Genomic DNA, 17,989 nt, shown 5'->3' on the forward strand with positions numbered 1-17,989 from the left:
GTTCCGGCCCAGTCGACCTACCCCAGCGGGCATCACCGGTTACGACTGCGTCGAATCCATGGAGGCGTTCGAACGTGACGAGGTGGACGTGTTCGTCTCCATGGGCGGAAACTTCTCCCTCGCCTGCTCCGACACCGAGGTCCTCGAAGCCGGCATGCAGCGGATCGGGCTGACCGTGCACATCAGTACCAAGCCCAACCGGTCCCACATCGTGCACGGCCGCACCTCGCTGATCCTGCCCACCCTGGGCCGGACGGACAAGGACGACAAGCACCCCAAGGGCGCCCAGTTCCTGTCCGTGGAGGACTCCATGTCCGTGGTCCACTCCACCCAGGGCCGCCTCACCCCCGTCTCCGAGCACCTGCTCGCCGAACCCGTCATCGTGGCACGGATGGCCGAAGCCACGTTCGGCCCGGACCACCCCGTGGACTGGAAAGCGATGGCCGAGGACTACGACGTCATCCGGGACCACATCGCCCGCGTCCTGCCCGGTTTCGAGGATTTCAACGCCCGGGTAAGGACCAAGAACGGGTTCGTGCTGCCCAACCCGCCCCGCGACACCCGGTCCTTCGCCACGGACATCGGCCGCGGCCGGTTCACCGTCAGCCCGCTGGAATACCTCACCCCGCCCAAGGCCACCTGGTCCTGCAGACCATCCGCAGCCACGACCAGTACAACACCACCTACTACGGCCTGGACGACCGCTACCGCGGCATCTCCGACGGCCGCCGCGTCATCCTGATCCACCCCGAGGACCTCACCGAACTCGGCTTCAACGACCGCGATTTGGTGGACGTCGTCAGCACCTTTGGGGGCGTCGACCGCCGCGCGGACAAATTCCGGCTCGTGGCCTACCCCACCGCCAAGGGCTGCGCCGCCGCCTACTTCCCCGAAGCCAACGCCCTGGTCCACAAGGAAAACGTCGCCCGCGAATCCAACACCCCCGGCTTCAAAGCCATGTTCGTCCGCTTCGAACCCCACACCGGCGACGCCGCAGCGGCCGAAGAACCGGCCTTCCAGACGGCCGGCGCCTAACAGTACCAGCGCAAAAAGTGCCCCGCCTCCGGACAGGAGGCGGGGCACTTTCAATTGGTGGGGTCAGCCGCGGAGGCGCTCCATGCCGGGGTCGAACAGCGGCTCGGCCGTCACGGTGGCAGCCACGCGCCGGCCGAAGTATTCGATCTCGACGGCGTCGCCCACCCCGACGGCGGTCGGCAGCCAGGCGTAGGCGATCGGCCTGCCGATGGAGAAGCCGTACGCGGCGCTGGTGACGTAGCCGGCCGCCTCGCCGTTCACGTAGACAGGTTCCTTGCCCAGCACCACCGACGTGCCGTCGTCGACCGTCAGGCAGCGCAGCGTCTTGGCGGCCGGCTGCTCCTTGCGGGCCGCGAGGGCCTCAGCGCCCACGAACCCGGTCTTGTCCTTCGCCACCGAGAAACCGAGGCCGGACTGGTAGGGGTGGTGCTCCGTGGTCATGTCCGTGCCCCAGAGCCGGTAGCCCTTTTCCAGCCGCATGCTGTTGAAGGCGCCGCGGCCCGCGGCGATGATGCCGTGTTCCCGGCCCGCTTCGAAGAGCAGGTCCCAGAGCTTCAGCCCGTACTCGGCCGTGGTGTACAGCTCCCAGCCGAGTTCGCCCACGTAGGACAGGCGCATGGCCGTGACGGGGATGCCGCCCACATTGATTTCCTTGGTGCGGAAGTAGCGCAGGCCGTCATTGCTCAGGTCGTCGGTGCTGACTTTGCCTATCACCTCGCGCGCCAGCGGGCCCCACAGGCCGATGCAGCAGGTGCTGCCGGTGATGTCCGTGACGTGCACCCAGCGGGCGGGATCGGCCGCCGACTGCTGCCGTGCCTCCACGCGCAGGTAGTCGAAGTCCACGTTGCTGTTCACGCCCAGCTGGAAGTCCTGCTCCCCAAGCCGGGCCACCGTGACGTCGCTGCGGATGCCGCCGTCGTCCGCCAGCAGCAGGCAGTAGGTGACGGCGCCGGGCTTCTTGGCGATGTTGCCCGTGCTGAGCCGCTGCAGGAGGTCCAGCGCACCCGGCCCGGTGATGGACAGCCGCTTGAGCAGCGTCATGTCGTACAGCGCGACGGCGGTCCTCGTCTTCCACGCCTCGGCGGCGGAAATGGGGGAGTAGAACATGCCGGCCCATTCATCCCGCTCCGGGACCTGCCATTCGGCAGGCAGGTGCTCCAGGAGGCCGCGGTTGGCCTCGAACCAGTGCGGACGTTCCCAGGCCGCCGATTCGAGGAAGAACGCGCCAAGTTCTTTCTGTCGCACGTTGAACGGGCTCACCCGGACATCCCGCGGGGATTCCCGCGGCTGGAGCGGGTGCAGGACGTCATAGATCTCCACGAAGTTCTGCTGCGAGGTTTCACTGACGTACGCGTCGGAGGTCTGCACCTTCTCGAAGCGGGTGAGTTCACAGCCGTGCAGGTCGGTGCGGGACTGTCCCTCCACCAGCAGTTCGGCCATGGCCTTTGCCACGCCGGCGGAATGGGTGACCCACACGGCCTCGGCCACGAAGAACCCGTCCAGGTCCGGGGCCTCGCCCATGAGCGGGCCGCCGTCCGGGGTGAAGGAGAAGATGCCGTTGAACCCGTCGTGGATCTGGGCGGTGTGCAGGGCCGGCAGCAGGTCCTGGCAGTCCTCCCAGGCCGGGGCAAAGTCCTCCAGGGTGAAGTCCAGGCGGGAGGGCATGTTGTGGTCCGACATCTCGTCCGCGCCGACGCGCGGAAGGCGGGCCATGTCCACCGGCATGGGCTTGTGGGCGTAGCTGCCGACACCGATCCGGTCGCCGTGCTCGCGGAAGTACAGGTCGCGGTCCTGGTAGCGCAGGATGGGCTTGCTGGCCCCGTTGGGCAGTTCGTTGGCGCCGCGCAGCGCCTTCACCGGGGTGGTCTTGACGTACTGGTGGGCCAGCGGCAGCAGCGGGACCTGGAGGCCCACCATTTTGCCGAGCTCGCGGCCCCAGAACCCGGCGCAGGACACCACGATGTCTGCCGGGATCACGCCGTCGGGCGTCTGGACGCCGGTGACCTTGCCGCCGGCCTGCTCGATGCCCGTCACGGGCGTGGAGCCGCGGAAGGTGACGCCCGCCGCCCGGGCCTTGCCGATCAGGAGCTGGACGGCGCGGGCGGCGGAGGCGAGGCCGTCCGAGGGGACGAACAGGCCGCCCAGGATACCGCGGCCGTCGGCGAGGGGTCCGTTGTTGAGCAGCGGCCAGAGCTTTTCGCACTCGTCCGCGTCGACCAGCCTGCCGTCCACGCCCCAGGAGGTGGCGTAGCCGAGCTTGCGCTTGAGGTCCTCGAGCCGGGCCTCGGTGGTGGCCAGTTCGAGCCCGCCCACCTGGTTGAAGCAGGAGACGCCGTCCGCGGTCAGGGAGAGCAGCTTGTCCACGGTGTAAGTAGCGAACTCCGTCATGGTCTTGGACGGGTTGGTCTGGAACACCAGGCCTGGCGCATGCGACGTGGACCCGCCGGCCAGTTCCAGCGGCCCCTGCTCGACGACGGTGATGTTGGTCCAGCCGCGGCTGGCGAGTTCGTCGGCAAGGTTGGTGCCGACGATGCCGGCTCCGATGATGACGACGCGCGGTGATGCGCTCATGGTCTGTGGTTCTCCTGGGGCGTGGGCTGGCAGGGCGGCGTTACGGGCAGTGCGTAGTGCTCCAATTCGTCTTGAGCAACACGCATCGCTATATGCAACACCGTGATGCAGGCCACGCCCAATGTCAAGGGTTTCCGGCTTTGTTGCCTGCCGGGATGTCCAGATCCACGCACGCGGCCGGACAAATGAAAATGCCCCTGGACTCCGGTCCAGGGGCATTTCGTTCAGTGCCGGGTGTATCCCATGTTGGTGCTGACCTTCAGGCCGGCCTGTTTGAGCGACTCCAGCAGGCCCGGGGTCTTCTCGGGGTCGAACCGGAAAGCCGGCCCGGAGATGCTGATTGCCCCAATCACCACGCCCTGGTGGTTGAAGACGGGAACCGCCACCGCGTTCAGGCCGATCTCAAACTCCTCGCGCACCACCGCATATCCGTTGGCGGCGGCCTCATGGAGCTGCTTGTCCAGCTCCTTGCGGCTGGTGACCGTGCGGGAGGTGCGGGCGGTCAGGCCCGTCTCCTTCAGGATGCGGTCCCGCTCGTCGGCGCTCAAGGCGGCCAGCAGGATCTTCCCGCTGGACGTGGCGTGCAGCGGCGTCAGGCTGCCCACCCAGTCGTAGGTGGCGAGCGTGGAGGGGCCCATCGCCTGGTCCACGTTCACGGCATAGTTGGAGCGCAGGACTGCCAGGTTGACGGTTTCCTTGTATTCCAGGGCCAGGCTTTCCAGCACCGGCCTCGCCTCGCGGACCAGGCTCAGCCGGCCGGGGATGGAGCTGGCCAGGCGCAGGATGCCGAACCCCAGCTGGTATTTGCCGCGGTCGCTGTTCTGGTGCACCATGTCACGGCTCACCAGGGAACCCATCAGCCGCGAGACCGTGGACTTATGGATACCCATCTCCTCGGCGATCTCGCTCACGCCGGCATGGCCCTCGCGGGCAAGGATCTCCAGGACGGTCAACGCGCGTTCCACCGACTGGACACCGCCCTGCTGGCCGCCCTCGGCCTCGGCGTCGGATTCAAGTTCGTTTTTAGGGCCCATACTGCCGATCCTATGTCGGGAACGGCGGCCGGACGGATATTCCGGAAGCCGCACACCGCCCCACGTTGGGAGTTTTGTCCAGATATGGCGACTTCCGGTGCCCGGAGCCCGCCGTAGCTGGACAAAACTCCTGGTTGCGGGATTAGCTGCCGCGGTAGGTGGAGTACGCGAACGGGCTCAGCAGCAGCGGTACGTGGTAGTGCTCGGGGCCTGTCACTTCAAACACGAGGTCCACTTCCGGGAAGAAGGTGGCCGTCTGCAGTCCGGCGTAGTAGCTGCCGGTGGCGAAGTTGAGCTTGTAGTGGCCCGGTTCCAGCTGCTCGGGGCCCAGGTCCTTGGCCCTGCCGTCCGCATCGGTGATGGACTTTGCCAGCTCCAGCCAGGTGCCGCCGTCGTTCTTCAACAGCACGACGGCGACCCCCGCCGCCGGTCGTCCGGCACCGGTGTCCAGGATGTGGGTGGTGACGTGGGAGACGCTCATTCGGTGATCAGTCCTTCCAGCCGCAGGACGGCTATTTCGCGCAGCTGCTGGGCCACGATGGTGTCTTCCTGGGTGGGGGAGTTGGCGAGGCGTTCATTGAGGGACTGCAGGATTTCCGGGGCGGTGCGGCCGGCGGCGCGGATCAGGAAGACCCGGCCGAACTTTTCCTCGTAGTCCCGGTTCCCCTTCGCCAGGGCCTCGGCGGCTGCCGCGTCCGCCGGGTCGACGCCCGACTGCTCGGAACGGGACATGGACGCTTCGGCGGTGGCCGCCGTCGGACGTTCCCCGATCCTGGGGTGGTGGGCCATGGCCGCCTCCACCTCGGCGGGAGTGAAGGGGTTGGCAGCCTCCGCCGCGAAGGCCAGGAGGTCCTCCTTGGTGGAGAAGGGGCGGGCGGCGGCGACGGCGTCAACCCACCTGCTGACATCGATGCAGGGCCGGAGGGTGTCCGCGGCCGCGGCGGGGTCCGCGGTGTTGAATTCGGCAAGCTTCATGCTGGCTGGTCCTCGGTACGAATGCTGGCATCCATGGTGACGGCTATGCGGAGACCGGACTTCCCGGACCTGCCGGCAGGGTGCACGACAAGCTTCCGCATCATGGAACTGTTATTTCAGCATACGTAATATTCAAGGGCAGCTGCTGCCCGGTGTCAAGAGACTACAACACCGCCTGTGCATGACCGGTATCATCACGGAAGGGCCGCTGGGGCCCGGGCTGAAATGCTGGGGAAGAAAAGAATATGGACGGTGCGGCTATGCAAATGCTGACCGATCGGGACGCCGGGCGCGAGCTTGGCCTGAAGGAATACGGGCTCCTGCCCGCGGCGCCGGGGGAAATACCGGCACTGGCGGATGAACGGGCCCAGGGCACGCTGGACAGCCTGGTCCGCGTGGCTGCCTCGCTCTGCGGAGTGCCGTACAGCGTGGTCAACATCATCACCGCGGACCAGCAGCTGCAGATTGCGGCCTCGGGCATCGACCCGGGGATCTGCTCGCGCGAGGACTCCATGTGCGCCACCGTCTTCCTTAATCCCGGCACCACCGTTGTGCGGGACGCCTCCCATGATCCGCGGTTTTCCGCCAACCCCTTCGTCACGGGGGAGATCGCCCACGTCCGCTTCTACGCGTCAGTGCCGCTGGTGACTGGCGGCGGGCTGGTGCTTGGCTCGCTTTGCGTGTTCTCGGACCAGGCGGAGCTTCCCACCCCGGAGCAGATCGGCCTGCTGGAGGTCCTTGCCCGGCAGGTGGTGGAGCTGCTGGAGCTGCAGCACCGCACGCTCCAGCTCGATGCTGCACTGGCGGAACTGCAGCGCAGCAACGCCATGCTGGCCGAGTTTGCCGGCCGGGTCAGCCACGACCTGCGGTCCCCGCTGACCACCATCCTGGGCTACGTGGAGCTCGCCGAGGACGATCCGCAGATCCCGCCGGGGAACCGGTTTGGGGAGTACCTGTCGCTCATCAGGAACGGCGGCGAGCGCATGCTCGCCACGCTCGACGACGTTCTGGACTACTCCCGTGCCGACGGAGCCCTGAAGCCCGAGCGGGTCTCCCTGCTCGCCGTCACGGCAGAAGCCGCGCAGGACGTTGGTGTGGACCTGGGGCTGGGCAGCGGGATTTTGTGCGAAGACGCGGAACTCTTCGCGGACCGGGGGCAGCTGCGCACGCTGGTGCAGAACCTGCTGGCCAACTCGCTGAACTACCCGGACCCGCGGCGGCAGCTTGAGGTCACCGTCACCGCCGAACCCTGCCCCCTGGGTATGACCATCCACGTGGCGGACAACGGCAAGGGCATCCAGCCTGCCGACCGGCAGCGGGCGGTGGAGCCGCTGGTCCGGCTAAACCGTCCGGGGGACGGCCCCGGCACGGGACTGGGCCTGGCCACGTGCCGCCGCATCGCGCAGGCGCACGGCGGCGAACTGTCCATCAGCGAGACTCCCGGCGGCGGCACCACCGTCTCGGTGCTGTTCCCCGCTGAACCCTAGGCCAGGACTCGTTTTCCGGTGGTTGAGCACCGGTTTCGACAGGCTCAACCACCGGACGGGAATTACCCTTGGGAGGACGTCCGGGACAGCACCCAGGTGTTCGTGCTTTCCTGCCGCTCGAAGGTGACAGTGGTGACCAGCGCCTCGATCAGGGCCAGGCCCCGGCCGGACTCCGAATCTTCGCCGGGGACTGCCGGTTCCATCGGGCCGAACGGCGGCTGGGCGTGGAAGGCGCTGACGCGGGCCTGGAGCAGCGCGGGCTGGACCGTGATGTCCACGCCCAGCTCCACCGGTTCGTCCCCGGCCGGCTCGGCATGCTGGATGATGTTGGAGACGGACTCGATGACCGCCGTCGTGAACGTCATCTGGTCCATGTCCTGGACGAAGGGGACGTCCAGCCACAAGCTGTCCAGGTCGTTGTGGACGGATTCGACGGCGTCCTCCGCAGCAGGTCCCCGGAAGCTGCGGGAGGCGAGGACGTCAGTCATTGCTGAACGCCTCGTCGGCCGACGGGTACGCGGTGAGGACCTTGTCCATGCTGGTCAGCTGCAGGACCATCTTCACCTGCGGCTGGACGGCAGCGATCCGGAGGTCGCCGCCTGCCTGCCGGGCCGCCTTCAGGCACCCGATCAGCGCACCGAGGCCCGAGGAGTCCATAAAGGCGGTCTTTTCCAGATTGACCACGATCCGGTTGGACCCGCCGGCAATCACATCCGTCACGAACTCGCGCAGCTTGGGGGCGGACACCATGTTGAGCCGCCCGTCCGCCTTGACCTCCGCGTACGAATCTCGCACTTCGTAACTGAATTCCATCAGGACTCCTTCTCTGTAACTGCGGGTTCTGCGGCCGGTTCATACCCCTTGTAGAGCACGGCGCGGACCAGGATGCTCATGACCACCAGGTCGAAAATGACCCAGGCGACGTTCACCAGGGTGCCCAGCGGTTCCGCCAGTCCGGTGGCCAGCCGGATGATCCCGACGACGGCGGCCACGGCCAGCAGCGCCGACACCACGATCTGGGGCTGGATCAGGCTCCAGCTGGGTCCGCCGCTCTGGCGGGCCTTGGGGGTGACGGCAAACCCGAGGGGACGGCCGAACCAGACGTTCCGGGCCGCCGTCGAGCACGCCTTGATCCAGGTGGGGAACAGGGCCAGGCTGTACTGCTGCCCGCGCCAGGTGGGGATGCCCCGGCCGGCCACGGCGAACAGGATCTGGTTGACCACCATGAAGGGGATGAACCGGATGAAGAAATCCCAGCTCAGGCTGGTGACCGGGAGGATGCCCAGCAGCAGGTAGATGATCGGTGCGGCGAAGTAGATGACGGCCGCATAGCCGCTGAGGTAGGTCCACATGGTGGCGAAGTACATCAGCCGCTGGCCGAGCTTCAGGCCCTTCTGCACCAGCGGGTTCTCGCGCAGCAGCACCTGGATGGTGCCCTGGGCCCAGCGCAGCCGCTGCGTGAGCATGGTCTTCAGGTCCTCCGGCGCCAGCCCGTAGGCAAGGACTTCGTGGTGGTAGACGCTCTCCCAGCCCATGGCGTGCATGCGCATGGCGGTGGCCATGTCCTCGGTGACGGAGATGGTGGCCAGGGGCATGACGGGCTGGGCCTCGTCATTGCGTTCCACGGACAGTGCGTCCAGGACCGCCTGCACGGATTCGAGGGCGCCCAGCGGGGACCAGTCGCGGCGGGACATGCGCTGGACGGCGTCGTCGGCCACTACCGGGACCCCGGCCTCGCCCACATGGGCGAGTTCCATGGCGGCGATCTCTTCGAGGTCGGACTGCAGGGCCTCGACGTCGGCAAGGACCAGGGTCTGCACGGCGGCATCGACGCGGCGGCGGACACGGTAGGTGATCTCGCTGAGCGACTTCCCGGCGTCGAGTTCCTTCTGCGCTTCCCGGGTGGCCGCCTCCACCTCGTCCAGCACCTCGGCCACCAGCGGTGATTCCATGTCGGCGGATTTCCGCGCCTTCTTGATCGCGGTCTGGGATGCTGCCAGCGCGCGGCGGATGCTCTTTTCGGTTTCCTTGACGTAGCCCACCAGGCCCAGCTGCATCAGCGCCTCGCGGCGCAGGATGGCGTTGGAGCCGCAGAAGAAGGCGGCATTCCAGCCGTCCTTGCCCTGCTGGATGGGGCCGTAAAACAGGGGCGCCTGGCTGCCGAGCGGGTCATCGGCGGGAACGTTGCTGAAGTACTGCGGTGTCTGGACCAGGGCCACGCGGCGGTTGTTGAAGTAGCCGAGCGTCTTTTCTAGGATGTCCGGTTCGGGGATCTGGTCCGTGTCCAGGATCAGGAGGAACTCGCCGTGGGTCTGCATCAGGGCGTTGTTCAGGTTGCCGGCCTTCGCGTGGCGGGGAAGGTCCGAGGTCCAGTCCTCGCTGCGCGTCACGTAGCCCAGCCCATGTTGTTCGGCGAGTGCCTTGAGTTCGGGGCGGGCGCCGTCGTCCAGGATCCAGGTGCTGTGCGGGTGCCGGATTTTCTGCGCCGCCAGGGCGGTGGTCATCACCATGTCCAGGTCTTCGTTGTAGGTGGTGATGAAGACGTCCACGGTGGCATCCGGCGGGGGCGGCGGCGCGCCCTTGCGGATCTTCAGCCGCCAGACGGTCATGCCGAAGAGCATGACGTCGATCAGGCTGTAGGTTTCGGCGATGACCAGCGGCAGGGCGATCCACCAGGCGTCCCAGTTCAGCGATGCCAGCCAGCGCCAGGTGATGTAGTTGACGCCGGTGATGACGGTGAGCACCACTACCAGGCGGGTCAGGAAGCGGGTCATGCCGTGGCTTTCTCAGGCAGCCGGCGGACCACGACCACCGTCACGTCATCCTCCGCCGTCTCCGCGGGGGCCAGGGCCATAATGGCGCTGCTGGCGGCATGGGCGGAGCCATGGCCCAGCGTGGCGGTCCGGACGGCGTCGGTGAAGTCCTCCACTGACTCGAAAACGTCCAGGACACCGTCGCTGACCACCACCAGGGAATCGCCGGGGGCCAGCTCAAAGGCCGACTGTGGCCAGTCCGTTCCCGTCCAGGCGCCCACGGGCGGGCCGCCGGAGGGCAGCCGCTCAGCAGTCCCGCCCGGCTGGACGTGCAGCGCCAGCCCGTGGCCGGCGTCGACATAGCTGACCTTCCCCGAGGCCGCCTCCAGCCGCGCATGGAACAGGGTGACGAAAGAGTTGGAGGAGTCCAGGTCCGTGGCGATGGCCTTGCTGGCGGAGGCGAAGGCGCCGTCCAGGTCCGGCCGGTGGCCGGTGGAGCGCATGACGGCACGGACCGTTGCGGCGATCAGGGCAGCGCCCATGCCCTTGCCCATGGCGTCGGCGAAGGTGAGGTGCAGCCCGTCGGCGGTCTGGTACCAGTCGTAGAAGTCGCCGCCCACGCTGCGTGAGGGGCGGAAGACGCCGGCCACGTCGTACCCCTCCACCCGGATGTCCTCCTTGGGCAGGAGGCTCTGCTGGACCTCTGTGGCCCGTTCCAGTTCGCTGCGGGCGGCCGAGTCCGCGGCGGCCGAGGGCCTGCGGCGGAACAGGGCGTTGATGCGGGACTGCAGCTCGCGCGGGCTGAAGGGTTTGCTGATGTATTCGTCGGCCCCGTTGTCCAGCCCGGTCAGCTTGTCCAGTTCGTCCGCCCGGGCGGTGAGCATGACAATGAACGCGTCCGAAAACTCGCGCAGCAGCTTGCAGACTTCCAGGCCGTCCAGGTCCGGAAGGTTCAGGTCCAGCGTGACCAGGTCCGGCTGGACGCGGCGGACTTCCGCAACGCCCGGCAGCCCTGCGGCTGCCTGCGATACCTCAAACCCCTGCTTCTGCAGCACCCGGACCAGCAGCCCCCGGATGTCCGGGTCGTCCTCGATGACAACGGCGCGACGGATTTCGGAGGTTGAGACCATAGCTCTACTTCTACCGTATTAACCGCGACGGGGCATGTCGTAGGACTTCACAGTGCTTTTCAGGCTTGCCGCACCCCGCCCGCATGCCGTTTGCGGCCTTTACTGGAGCCCTTGGAGGATCTTGCGGCAATCTTGGGATCCGCTTGCCCGGATGTTGAGCATGGTTCGGGACACTCGAAGTGACAGATCTTCCGGGCAGGAGAACGGTCGACGGCGGCCCACCGGAAGCTGGACGGCTTGCGGGAAGGCGGGAGCAGCCATGGGGAAAATGAAGATCACCTACCGGGCGCCGGCGCCCGCCGGGCCTGCTGTTGCTGTGCCTGCCGTTGCCGCGCCCGGGCCGGCAGCTGACGTGGAGGTCCCGCCGGGACTGGTCCGGACGGGCCTCGATAAAGCCAGGGCGCTGCTCCGTGTCTACGTCCACTCGCGGAAAGTTCGAGCCGCGGCGAAGGCGCTCGCGGCAGCCCTTGCGGAGTCGCGGGAAGTCTCGAGCTGGCCCGGCGACAGGCTGCCGGTGGGCGCCGCGATGTCCGACCAGGTGGAGAAGCTGACGCGCCGGCTGAAGCTGGAGACCGAGGCGCACAACAGGCTGGAGGCACTTTTCAGGTCTGTGGATTTGGGGCGTTCCGCCGCAGCGGTTTAGGTGTCACACTTAGGAGCAATCGAGTGGCTGGGGGAGACAGTCAGGAGATTGCAGTGGGTTGGATGGCCGGTTGGGCGTACCTTATCGCCGGACTCATGACCGTGGATGCGCTGCTCTTGGCGCTCTGGGCCATGGAGCGGGACTGGTCCCGGAAATGGTGGAAAAAACCCTAGGCGCCCGTCTCCCTGGCAATGGCCAATCAAACTGACCCCGTGAAGCTGTAGGGGTGAACCAGGCGGATCGGCGTGCCGTTGATGCTGGCCAGATGGCCGCTCCACGCCAGCCGGTACAGCTCCTTCAGATCACCCAGGTCCGCGTCAGTGAGCTTGCTGTTGGCCCCGTAGTTCATGATGGTGAACGGTTCGTGCGTTCCAAAGACCTCCGAGGGCCAGGCGGTTTCCCGGATATTGGCGAAGAAGTGCCGCAGGCCGAAGACGTGGCCGAACTCGTGGATCATCGTCTCAACCTGTTCCTCGCGGGACTGCTGGAACATGGTGGGGTAGATGGTCAGCTGGTGCCGGCCGCCGTCGGGAAAGAACGCACTGGCCAGGACGCAGCCTGCGGGCGTGCAGTCCGGGGCGTTCCGCAGCACGATCTCGAAGTCCCACAGATCGTCGTCCCGGGTGAACCGGATCGGAGCGGCGGTGCCCCAGCGGAGCAGGCATTCGCCCATCAGTTCTCTGACCACGCTCTTGCTTTGTTCCGCGTTGGGGGCGAGTGCGAAGGACCGCTCCTGGAACCGCCACTTCAGGATGGTGCCCGGATGCCACAAGGGAACGAAGCCCTCCGTTGCATCAACCACTATTTCGCTGGGCGGACGCCCGCCGGGGGTCGCGTGCCCGCGTCCCTCGGTGGCGCAGGCGAAGGTGTTCCCGAGGCGGTGGACGAGTTCTTCAGCGGCCGATTCCATGGTTGTTCCTGCCCTTGCGCACGCTCCGTTGATCCTGACGTCCCGATGCTAGGAAGTGCTGCGTTACGGGCGCGTTATTGCTCGGCGGCCATGCCCCGCCAGGCTACGTCGACGGCGGCCCGGCAGCGTTCCATCGTCTGGGGCTCGTCCATCCGCTCGCCGCGCACCACCAACTGGTAGTAGAAGACACCGGCGATGAGGTCGAAACAGGCTTCCGGGTCCAGGCCGGCACGGAAGCCACCACGTTCGATGCCGGCGCGGAGGGCGTCCACGATGGGCGCCCGGCGGCGTGAGACATGCGAAGCCCAGTAGGCCTTTTGCAGGGTGCGGTCGGCCATGGCCAGCCGGATCCTTTGGCGGAACCTTTCCTCGGGGTAACCTGCGTTGTCGCCCTCCAGCGGGGTTCCCAGGATCGCCTCCATAATGGCATCCCGAAGGTTCCCGTCCGTGGGAATGGGCGGCGGAACGTAGCGGCCGACGTCGAGTGCTGCCGCCACCAAGGTGGTCAGTGACGGCCACCGCCGGTACAGTGCCGCGCGGCTCACCCCGCTGCGGGACACGATGCGGGCGGCGGTGACTTCTTCCTTGTCGTCGATGAGTTCCAGGACGGCGGCGAGGACCTGCGCGTCGATGTCCTCGTTCCGGGGACGGCCGGGGCCCCGGCGCGGGGTGCGCGCCGGGGCTGCCGTCTCAGGGGCAAGAGTGGTCATGCCAGGGCACGGTGGCGCAGGCGGGCGATGGTGTCCGCACCCAGCCCGGCGGCGCGCAGCGGTGCCAGTGCATCGCCGTGGCGTTCCCGCAGCCGGGCGAGCATGGTGTGCATGGAGATGTCCATCGGCTCATCCGGGAAGGTCACGGCCATGGCGTCCAGGTCGAAGCCGAGGCGGGCCATCAGCGCGCCCATGGTGGGTTTCATGCGCTGCATGACCGCCGCCATGTTGCCGTGCGTCCGGGCGTAGTCGGCCACGATGTCGTCATCCGTTGCGCCGAGCGCCAGCAGCAGCATTGCGGCAAGGACGCCGGTCCGGTCCCTGCCCGCTGCGCAGTGGAAGGCCGTGGTCCCGGGGGCGAGCGCAATGATGCCCAGGGCACTGGCGAGCTGGGGTGCAGCAGCCTCCACCATGCGTGCGTACATCATGCCCATGGCCACGTGCTCGATGACCGGTGCGTCGCCGTCGGGCATTCCGGCGCTGATGCTTTCCATGAGGGGGAGGTGGTGGTACGCAACCGGGTAGCCGGCCAGCGGCCCGCGGCCCGTGAGGGCTGCCTCGTCCTTGGTGCGCAGGTCGATGACCGCCGCCAGCCCGCCCTCAACCAGGATCCGGGCGTCCTCGTCCGTGATGACGGAGAGGTCATCGGCGCGCAGGGCGAGGCCGTTTCGCAGGAGGCCCCCTTCGACCGGGATGCCGCCGAGGTCCCGGAGGTTGACCGGAGCGCTGCGCTCGATATCGGTAATTGTTGCTGTCATGTGATTCTCCTTCTGATGAGGGCGCTGCCCTGGTCGATCACCGTGACCAGCACGATGATGCAGATGATGATGGCGCTGAGGTGGCCGTAGTCGTACATGCGCATGGCGGTGGTGAGTTCCAGGCCGATACCGCCCGCGCCCACCAGGCCCAGGATGGTTGCGCCGCGCACGTTGCCCTCGAAGAGGAGCAGCGTGTACGAAACAAGCAGCGGCGCGGCCTGCGGGACAATGCCGTACTGGATGACCTGCCGTTTGGAGGCCCCGACCGCTTCCATGGCGGTGACGGGACCGCGGTCAACGGATTCCATGGCTTCGGCGAAGATCTTCCCGATTGATCCAAGGGATCCGAGGGTCATGGCAAGGATGCCCGCGAACGGGCCCAGCCCCACAGCCGAAACGAACATGAGGGCGAAGACCAGGTCCGGCACCGAACGGATGATGTTCATGAGCCAGCGCGCCGGGTAGTAGAGCCAGCGCGGGGCGATGTTGGATGCGGCCGTGAACGCGACCAGCAGGGACAGGACCGCGCCGAGCACGGTTCCAACGATGGCCATCTGCAGCGTTTCAACCAGCAGCGCCACGATGGTGCCGAATTTCGAGAAGTCAGGCGGGAAGAGCCGGGCGAGGAATTCGCCCATGTTCGCTGTTCCTTCCCCGAGCTTGGCAAAGTTGAACTCTGCTCCCTGGAAGGACCAGGCCAGCAGGATGAGCGCAACCGGGATGCCGGCGAGGAACCGGGCCCGGGGAACCGAGAAGGCCCGTTCCAGGCGGAGCCGCTCGGCTGGGTCTAGCTGCCCCGGCGTGCCTGGCGCTGCCGTCCCGGCGGATCCTGTGGCCGGGGTGTGTTCAGTGGTGGTCACCGGGCTGTCCTTCCTCGTCATAGAGCACGGAGAGCTGTTGGGCATCGAGCTGGGCGGCAGGTGCGGAGACGAGGACCCGGCCGTGCCGCAGCCCAACGATGCGGTCGCAGTGCCGGAGCGCGAGCGGCAGGACGTGCAGGCTCACCAGGACGGGGATGCCGTCCTCCCGGGCGATTTCCCGGAGCAGCTCGAGCACCGAGCCGGCGAGTTTGGGGTCCAGGGAAGCAACCGGCTCATCGGCGAAGATGACGCGGGGCTGCTGCATCAGTGCCCGGGCGATGGCGACGCGCTGCTGCTGGCCCCCGCTGAGGGAACGGGCAGGGTCTTTGGCCTTGTGCGCGATGCCCACCCGGTCCAGGTACTCCATGGCCTGGCGGCGGTGCCGGCTGCCGAAGCCGCCGGTGAGGTTGATCGGGCCGGCCTCATGCAGGGCGCCCGTGAGGACGTTGGTGAGCACGCTGAGGCGGGGGATGAGGTTGAACTGCTGGAAGACCTGCCCGACGTCGGAGCGCAGCTTCCGGAGGTCTCCCCGCCTGAGGTTGGTGACGTCGTAGCCCGCTACACGGGCGGTGCCCGCGGTGATGGGTGCGAAGCCTGTGAGGCTCCTCATCAGGGTCGACTTGCCCGAGCCTGAGGCGCAAGAAGGGCCACCATCTCGCCCGGCCGGACGTCCAGGTCCACACCGGCCAGCACTGGCTCGCCGGTGTAGGCGACCTCCAGGTTCCGCACGGAGACCAGCGGAAGCGCCTGCCGCAACTGGCCCGTGGTCGGCACGGCATCAGTGGAAACTGGGGCGGTCATCAGCCCAGGTCCTCAAGCTTCACGTCGGCCACCGAGGCGATGTCGGCGAAGGACTTATAGATCTCCGGCTGGGGGTCCATGATCTCCTCGAGGCCGATGAAGCCCTTGCCGAGGGCACCGAGGGCCTCCGCATTCGGCTCCGAGAAAACCTTGGGCAGTGCTTCCTTCAGGAGCGCCCGCGTCTCCCCGTCGAGCGACTGCCGGGCCAGGACGCTTCCCATGACATCCATGGCGGGGCTCTGCCCGATGCCGCGCCACTCGCCGTCGGCGAAGGGGAACATCGGTGCTCCGAGTTCGGTGAGCATGATGGCGGTGCAGGCGGCGTCCACCTGGCCCTGCTTGAGGGCCGCGAAGCTGCCTTCGTGGCCGCCGGCGAAGATTGCCTGGTAGTCCTCGCCCTTGGTCAGCCCGGCCTCGTGCAGCATGTAGACCGGCATGAAGTAGCCCGAGCTGGAGGCCTGGTCCGCGAAGGCGACGGTTTTTCCGCGCAGGTCCTCCAGCTTCTGCACGGGTGACCCGTCCAGCACCACGCAGGTGGAGACGGGGTCCTCGCTGCCGGCCCATGCCATCAGGGAGTCCACCTCGCCGGTGTTCACGGCCAGAGCTGACGGGAAGCCGCTCATGATGCCGATGTCCACGTGGTCACCGCGGATCGCTTCCACGACGCTGAGGTAGTCGGGGACGTCGGTGACCTCCACCTCGCGTCCTGTTTCGGCTTCGAGGATTTCCGCGAATGCTCGATCGGGTTCTCCTGGGTGGGGTCGTCGCCCAGGGGGATGGTGGCGATGGTAATGGGCGCGTTGACGGCGCTGGCTTGTTCGGCGGCGGGGGCCTGGCAGCCGGTCAGTGCAATAAGGGCGCCGGCACTCAGGATGCCCAGGACGGGCAGGGTGGGATAACGCATGGTGTCCTTCTCGGATGATGTGGGGGATTTTCGAGAACACCAATATCCAAACCGCGGCAGGCAACGCGGAATTACGAGAACGCTGTACTGCTAAAGAAACGGCAGGTAAACAATCCGTGACGTGGGCGGATCCTTAAGCGGCTAAGGGGTTATGGGGTGCCTATCTCCAGCCGCATCAGCACCCGCGGGAATCCGTTCAGCACCGACTGGGTGTCCGCTGCCTTGGTGAAGCCGGCGTCCTCGAAGAGTTTGCGGGTGCCGACGTACGCCATGGTGAGGTCAACCTTGGCGCCGGCGTTGTCCACCGGGTAGCCCTCGACGGCGGGTGCCCCGTAGGATCGGGCGAAGTCCACCGCACCTGCCAGGAGGGCATGCGAAATGCCCTTGCCGCGGTGGCCCGGCCGCACGCGGATGCACCACACCGACCACACGTCCAGGCTGTCCACGTGCGGGATCTTCCTGTTCCCGGCGAAACTGGTGTCGGCGCGCGGGTGGACCGCTGCCCACCCCACCGGCTCGCCGCCGTCGTACGCCAGCACCCCTGGCGGGGGATCCTGTCCCACCAGCTTTTTCACCAGCTCGCCGCGCTCCGTTCCCTGCAGCGACTGGTTCAGTTTGGAGGGGATGCGGTAGCTCAGGCACCAGCAGACGTTGGCGTCCGGCCGCTTGGGCCCCACCAGCGCCCGGACGTCCTCGAAAGTGGTTGCGGGACGGACCTCAATCGCCATGACGCCATCCTGACACCGCGCCGGACAACACGGCAACGATGCCGAAGTGGTCCCGTTAACGGCCGATGCTCCCGCACGGAAAATGCGGGAGCATCGGCTGGAAACGCGCCAAGACTGCGGGAGCGTTGGCTGGAAAGGCGCAGGAAGGGAGAGAGGGTCCTAGATGCCCAGGGCTTCCTTGAGTGCCGCGACGTGTCCGTCGGCCTGGACCTGGTACTGGGCCAGGACCACGTTGCCGTCGGGGTCCACCACCACGGTGGAGCGGACAATGCCCTCAACGATTTCGCCGTTGACCAGCTTCTCGCCCCAGGCGCCGTAGGCCAGGGCGACCGCGTGGTCCTCGTCGGAGAGCAGCGGGAAGGTCAGGGAGAAGTCGCCGCTGAAGCCCGCCAGGGCCTCGGGGGCGTCGGGGGAGATGCCGATGACTTCGTAGCCCTTCCCCTGCAGGGAGGCCAGGCTGTCGCGGAAGTCGCAGGCCTCGGTGGTGCAGCCGGGGGTGGCCGCCTTCGGGTAGAAGTACACAATGACGTTCTTGCCACGGTAGTCGGCCAAGGCAGTTTCGCGGCCCTGGGCGTCCCTGAGGGTGAATTCAGGGGCCTCGGTTCCGGGCTGCAGCTTGGTGGTCAGGGTGGGGCTCATGGTGTTCCTTTGGAAGGGTCGGTCAATAATGGCCAAACAACAAGTGAAGCG

At 67.2% G+C, this 17,989-nt stretch carries 20 protein-coding genes and 1 pseudogene; 3 read left to right on the forward strand and 18 right to left on the reverse strand.

The annotated features are described in order from the left end of the window. Positions 1 to 1,035, forward strand: a pseudogene (locus tag G205_RS13265) (molybdopterin dinucleotide binding domain-containing protein); the annotation flags it as partial. 63 nt (positions 1,036 to 1,098) lie between these two features. Here G205_RS13265 and G205_RS13270 read toward each other — a convergent pair. The 4 genes from G205_RS13270 to uraD form a co-directional block, all read right to left on the reverse strand. Beyond that, entirely contained in the window at positions 1,099 to 3,606 is a 2,508-nt protein-coding gene (locus G205_RS13270) for a GcvT family protein (protein ID WP_009358421.1), read from the reverse strand. Positions 3,607 to 3,830: 224 nt separating this feature from the next. Next, on the reverse strand, positions 3,831 to 4,640 hold the full coding sequence (locus G205_RS13275) for an IclR family transcriptional regulator (protein ID WP_009358422.1): 810 nt from the start codon (positions 4,638 to 4,640) through the stop codon (positions 3,831 to 3,833). 142 nt (positions 4,641 to 4,782) lie between these two features. Continuing rightward, entirely contained in the window at positions 4,783 to 5,121 is a 339-nt protein-coding gene (uraH, locus tag G205_RS13280) for a hydroxyisourate hydrolase (RefSeq protein WP_009358423.1), read from the reverse strand. Then, positions 5,118 to 5,615 (reverse strand): 2-oxo-4-hydroxy-4-carboxy-5-ureidoimidazoline decarboxylase, encoded by a 498-nt coding sequence (gene uraD / locus G205_RS13285; RefSeq protein WP_009358424.1) that lies wholly within the window; start codon positions 5,613 to 5,615, stop codon positions 5,118 to 5,120. The genes uraH and uraD overlap by 4 nt, the downstream gene beginning before the upstream one ends. Positions 5,616 to 5,875: 260 nt before the next feature. Here uraD and G205_RS13290 point away from each other — a divergent pair, with 260 nt between their 5' ends. Beyond that, positions 5,876 to 7,102, forward strand: coding sequence for a GAF domain-containing sensor histidine kinase (locus tag G205_RS13290; RefSeq protein ID WP_152419587.1), 1,227 nt, complete (start codon positions 5,876 to 5,878; stop codon positions 7,100 to 7,102). A gap of 62 nt (positions 7,103 to 7,164) precedes the next feature. Here G205_RS13290 and G205_RS13295 read toward each other — a convergent pair whose 3' ends face one another. Genes G205_RS13295 through G205_RS13310 form a run of 4 tightly spaced genes read right to left on the reverse strand, consistent with a single transcriptional unit; the run spans position 7,165 to position 10,985 of the window. Then, on the reverse strand, positions 7,165 to 7,590 hold the full coding sequence (locus tag G205_RS13295; protein ID WP_009358426.1) for an ATP-binding protein: 426 nt from the start codon (positions 7,588 to 7,590) through the stop codon (positions 7,165 to 7,167). Beyond that, a complete protein-coding gene (locus G205_RS13300) occupies positions 7,583 to 7,915 on the reverse strand; it encodes an STAS domain-containing protein (RefSeq protein ID WP_009358427.1) in 333 nt (110 codons plus the stop codon). Before G205_RS13300 ends, G205_RS13295 begins: the two co-directional genes overlap by 8 nt. Continuing rightward, a complete protein-coding gene (locus G205_RS13305) occupies positions 7,915 to 9,876 on the reverse strand; it encodes a glycosyltransferase family 2 protein (RefSeq protein ID WP_009358428.1) in 1,962 nt (653 codons plus the stop codon). The genes G205_RS13300 and G205_RS13305 overlap by 1 nt, the downstream gene beginning before the upstream one ends. Continuing rightward, positions 9,873 to 10,985 carry a PP2C family protein-serine/threonine phosphatase gene (locus G205_RS13310; RefSeq protein ID WP_009358429.1) on the reverse strand — a complete coding sequence of 371 codons (1,113 nt, stop codon included), beginning with the start codon at positions 10,983 to 10,985 and terminating at the stop codon, positions 9,873 to 9,875. The genes G205_RS13305 and G205_RS13310 overlap by 4 nt, the downstream gene beginning before the upstream one ends. 268 nt (positions 10,986 to 11,253) lie before the next feature. Here G205_RS13310 and G205_RS13315 point away from each other — a divergent pair, with 268 nt between their 5' ends. Further along, positions 11,254 to 11,628, forward strand: a complete 375-nt coding sequence (locus G205_RS13315; RefSeq protein WP_235046915.1) for a hypothetical protein — start codon at positions 11,254 to 11,256, stop codon at positions 11,626 to 11,628. 199 nt (positions 11,629 to 11,827) lie between these two features. Here the strand turns inward: G205_RS13315 and G205_RS13320 are convergent, their stop codons facing one another. The 10 genes from G205_RS13320 to bcp all read right to left on the reverse strand — a co-directional run bounded on the left by G205_RS13320 (position 11,828) and on the right by bcp (position 17,938). After that, entirely contained in the window at positions 11,828 to 12,538 is a 711-nt protein-coding gene (locus G205_RS13320; RefSeq protein WP_009358432.1) for a zinc metalloprotease, read from the reverse strand. Between the two features lie 74 nt (positions 12,539 to 12,612). After that, complete coding sequence (locus G205_RS13325; RefSeq protein WP_009358433.1) at positions 12,613 to 13,248, reverse strand: TetR/AcrR family transcriptional regulator; 636 nt, start codon at positions 13,246 to 13,248, stop codon at positions 12,613 to 12,615. Beyond that, positions 13,245 to 14,006 (reverse strand): tyrosine-protein phosphatase, encoded by a 762-nt coding sequence (locus tag G205_RS13330; RefSeq protein ID WP_009358434.1) that lies wholly within the window; start codon positions 14,004 to 14,006, stop codon positions 13,245 to 13,247. Before G205_RS13330 ends, G205_RS13325 begins: the two co-directional genes overlap by 4 nt. After that, complete coding sequence (phnE, locus tag G205_RS13335; RefSeq protein ID WP_009358435.1) at positions 14,003 to 14,866, reverse strand: phosphonate ABC transporter, permease protein PhnE; 864 nt, start codon at positions 14,864 to 14,866, stop codon at positions 14,003 to 14,005. The genes G205_RS13330 and phnE overlap by 4 nt, the downstream gene beginning before the upstream one ends. Further along, the gene (locus G205_RS13340; RefSeq protein WP_009358436.1) at positions 14,853 to 15,476 is read right to left on the reverse strand and encodes a phosphonate ABC transporter ATP-binding protein; all 624 of its coding nucleotides are present in this window, start codon (positions 15,474 to 15,476) and stop codon (positions 14,853 to 14,855) included. The genes phnE and G205_RS13340 overlap by 14 nt, the downstream gene beginning before the upstream one ends. Continuing rightward, positions 15,476 to 15,667, reverse strand: a complete 192-nt coding sequence (locus G205_RS22930) for an ABC-type phosphate/phosphonate transport system, ATPase component (RefSeq protein ID WP_009358437.1) — start codon at positions 15,665 to 15,667, stop codon at positions 15,476 to 15,478. Before G205_RS22930 ends, G205_RS13340 begins: the two co-directional genes overlap by 1 nt. Further along, positions 15,667 to 16,365, reverse strand: coding sequence for a PhnD/SsuA/transferrin family substrate-binding protein (locus G205_RS13345; protein ID WP_009358438.1), 699 nt, complete (start codon positions 16,363 to 16,365; stop codon positions 15,667 to 15,669). The genes G205_RS22930 and G205_RS13345 overlap by 1 nt, the downstream gene beginning before the upstream one ends. After that, positions 16,287 to 16,571, reverse strand: a complete 285-nt coding sequence (locus G205_RS22935) for a hypothetical protein (protein WP_235046916.1) — start codon at positions 16,569 to 16,571, stop codon at positions 16,287 to 16,289. Before G205_RS22935 ends, G205_RS13345 begins: the two co-directional genes overlap by 79 nt. Positions 16,572 to 16,720: 149 nt before the next feature. After that, positions 16,721 to 17,299: a GNAT family N-acetyltransferase gene (locus tag G205_RS13350; RefSeq protein WP_009358440.1), complete on the reverse strand. Its 579-nt coding sequence runs from the start codon at positions 17,297 to 17,299 to the stop codon at positions 16,721 to 16,723. A gap of 159 nt (positions 17,300 to 17,458) precedes the next feature. Continuing rightward, positions 17,459 to 17,938: a thioredoxin-dependent thiol peroxidase gene (bcp, locus tag G205_RS13355; RefSeq protein ID WP_009358441.1), complete on the reverse strand. Its 480-nt coding sequence runs from the start codon at positions 17,936 to 17,938 to the stop codon at positions 17,459 to 17,461. Positions 17,939 to 17,989: the final 51 nt, after the last annotated feature.

The sequence above is a fragment of the Arthrobacter nitrophenolicus genome (assembly GCF_000332815.1).
Lineage (GTDB): Bacteria > Actinomycetota > Actinomycetes > Actinomycetales > Micrococcaceae > Arthrobacter > Arthrobacter nitrophenolicus.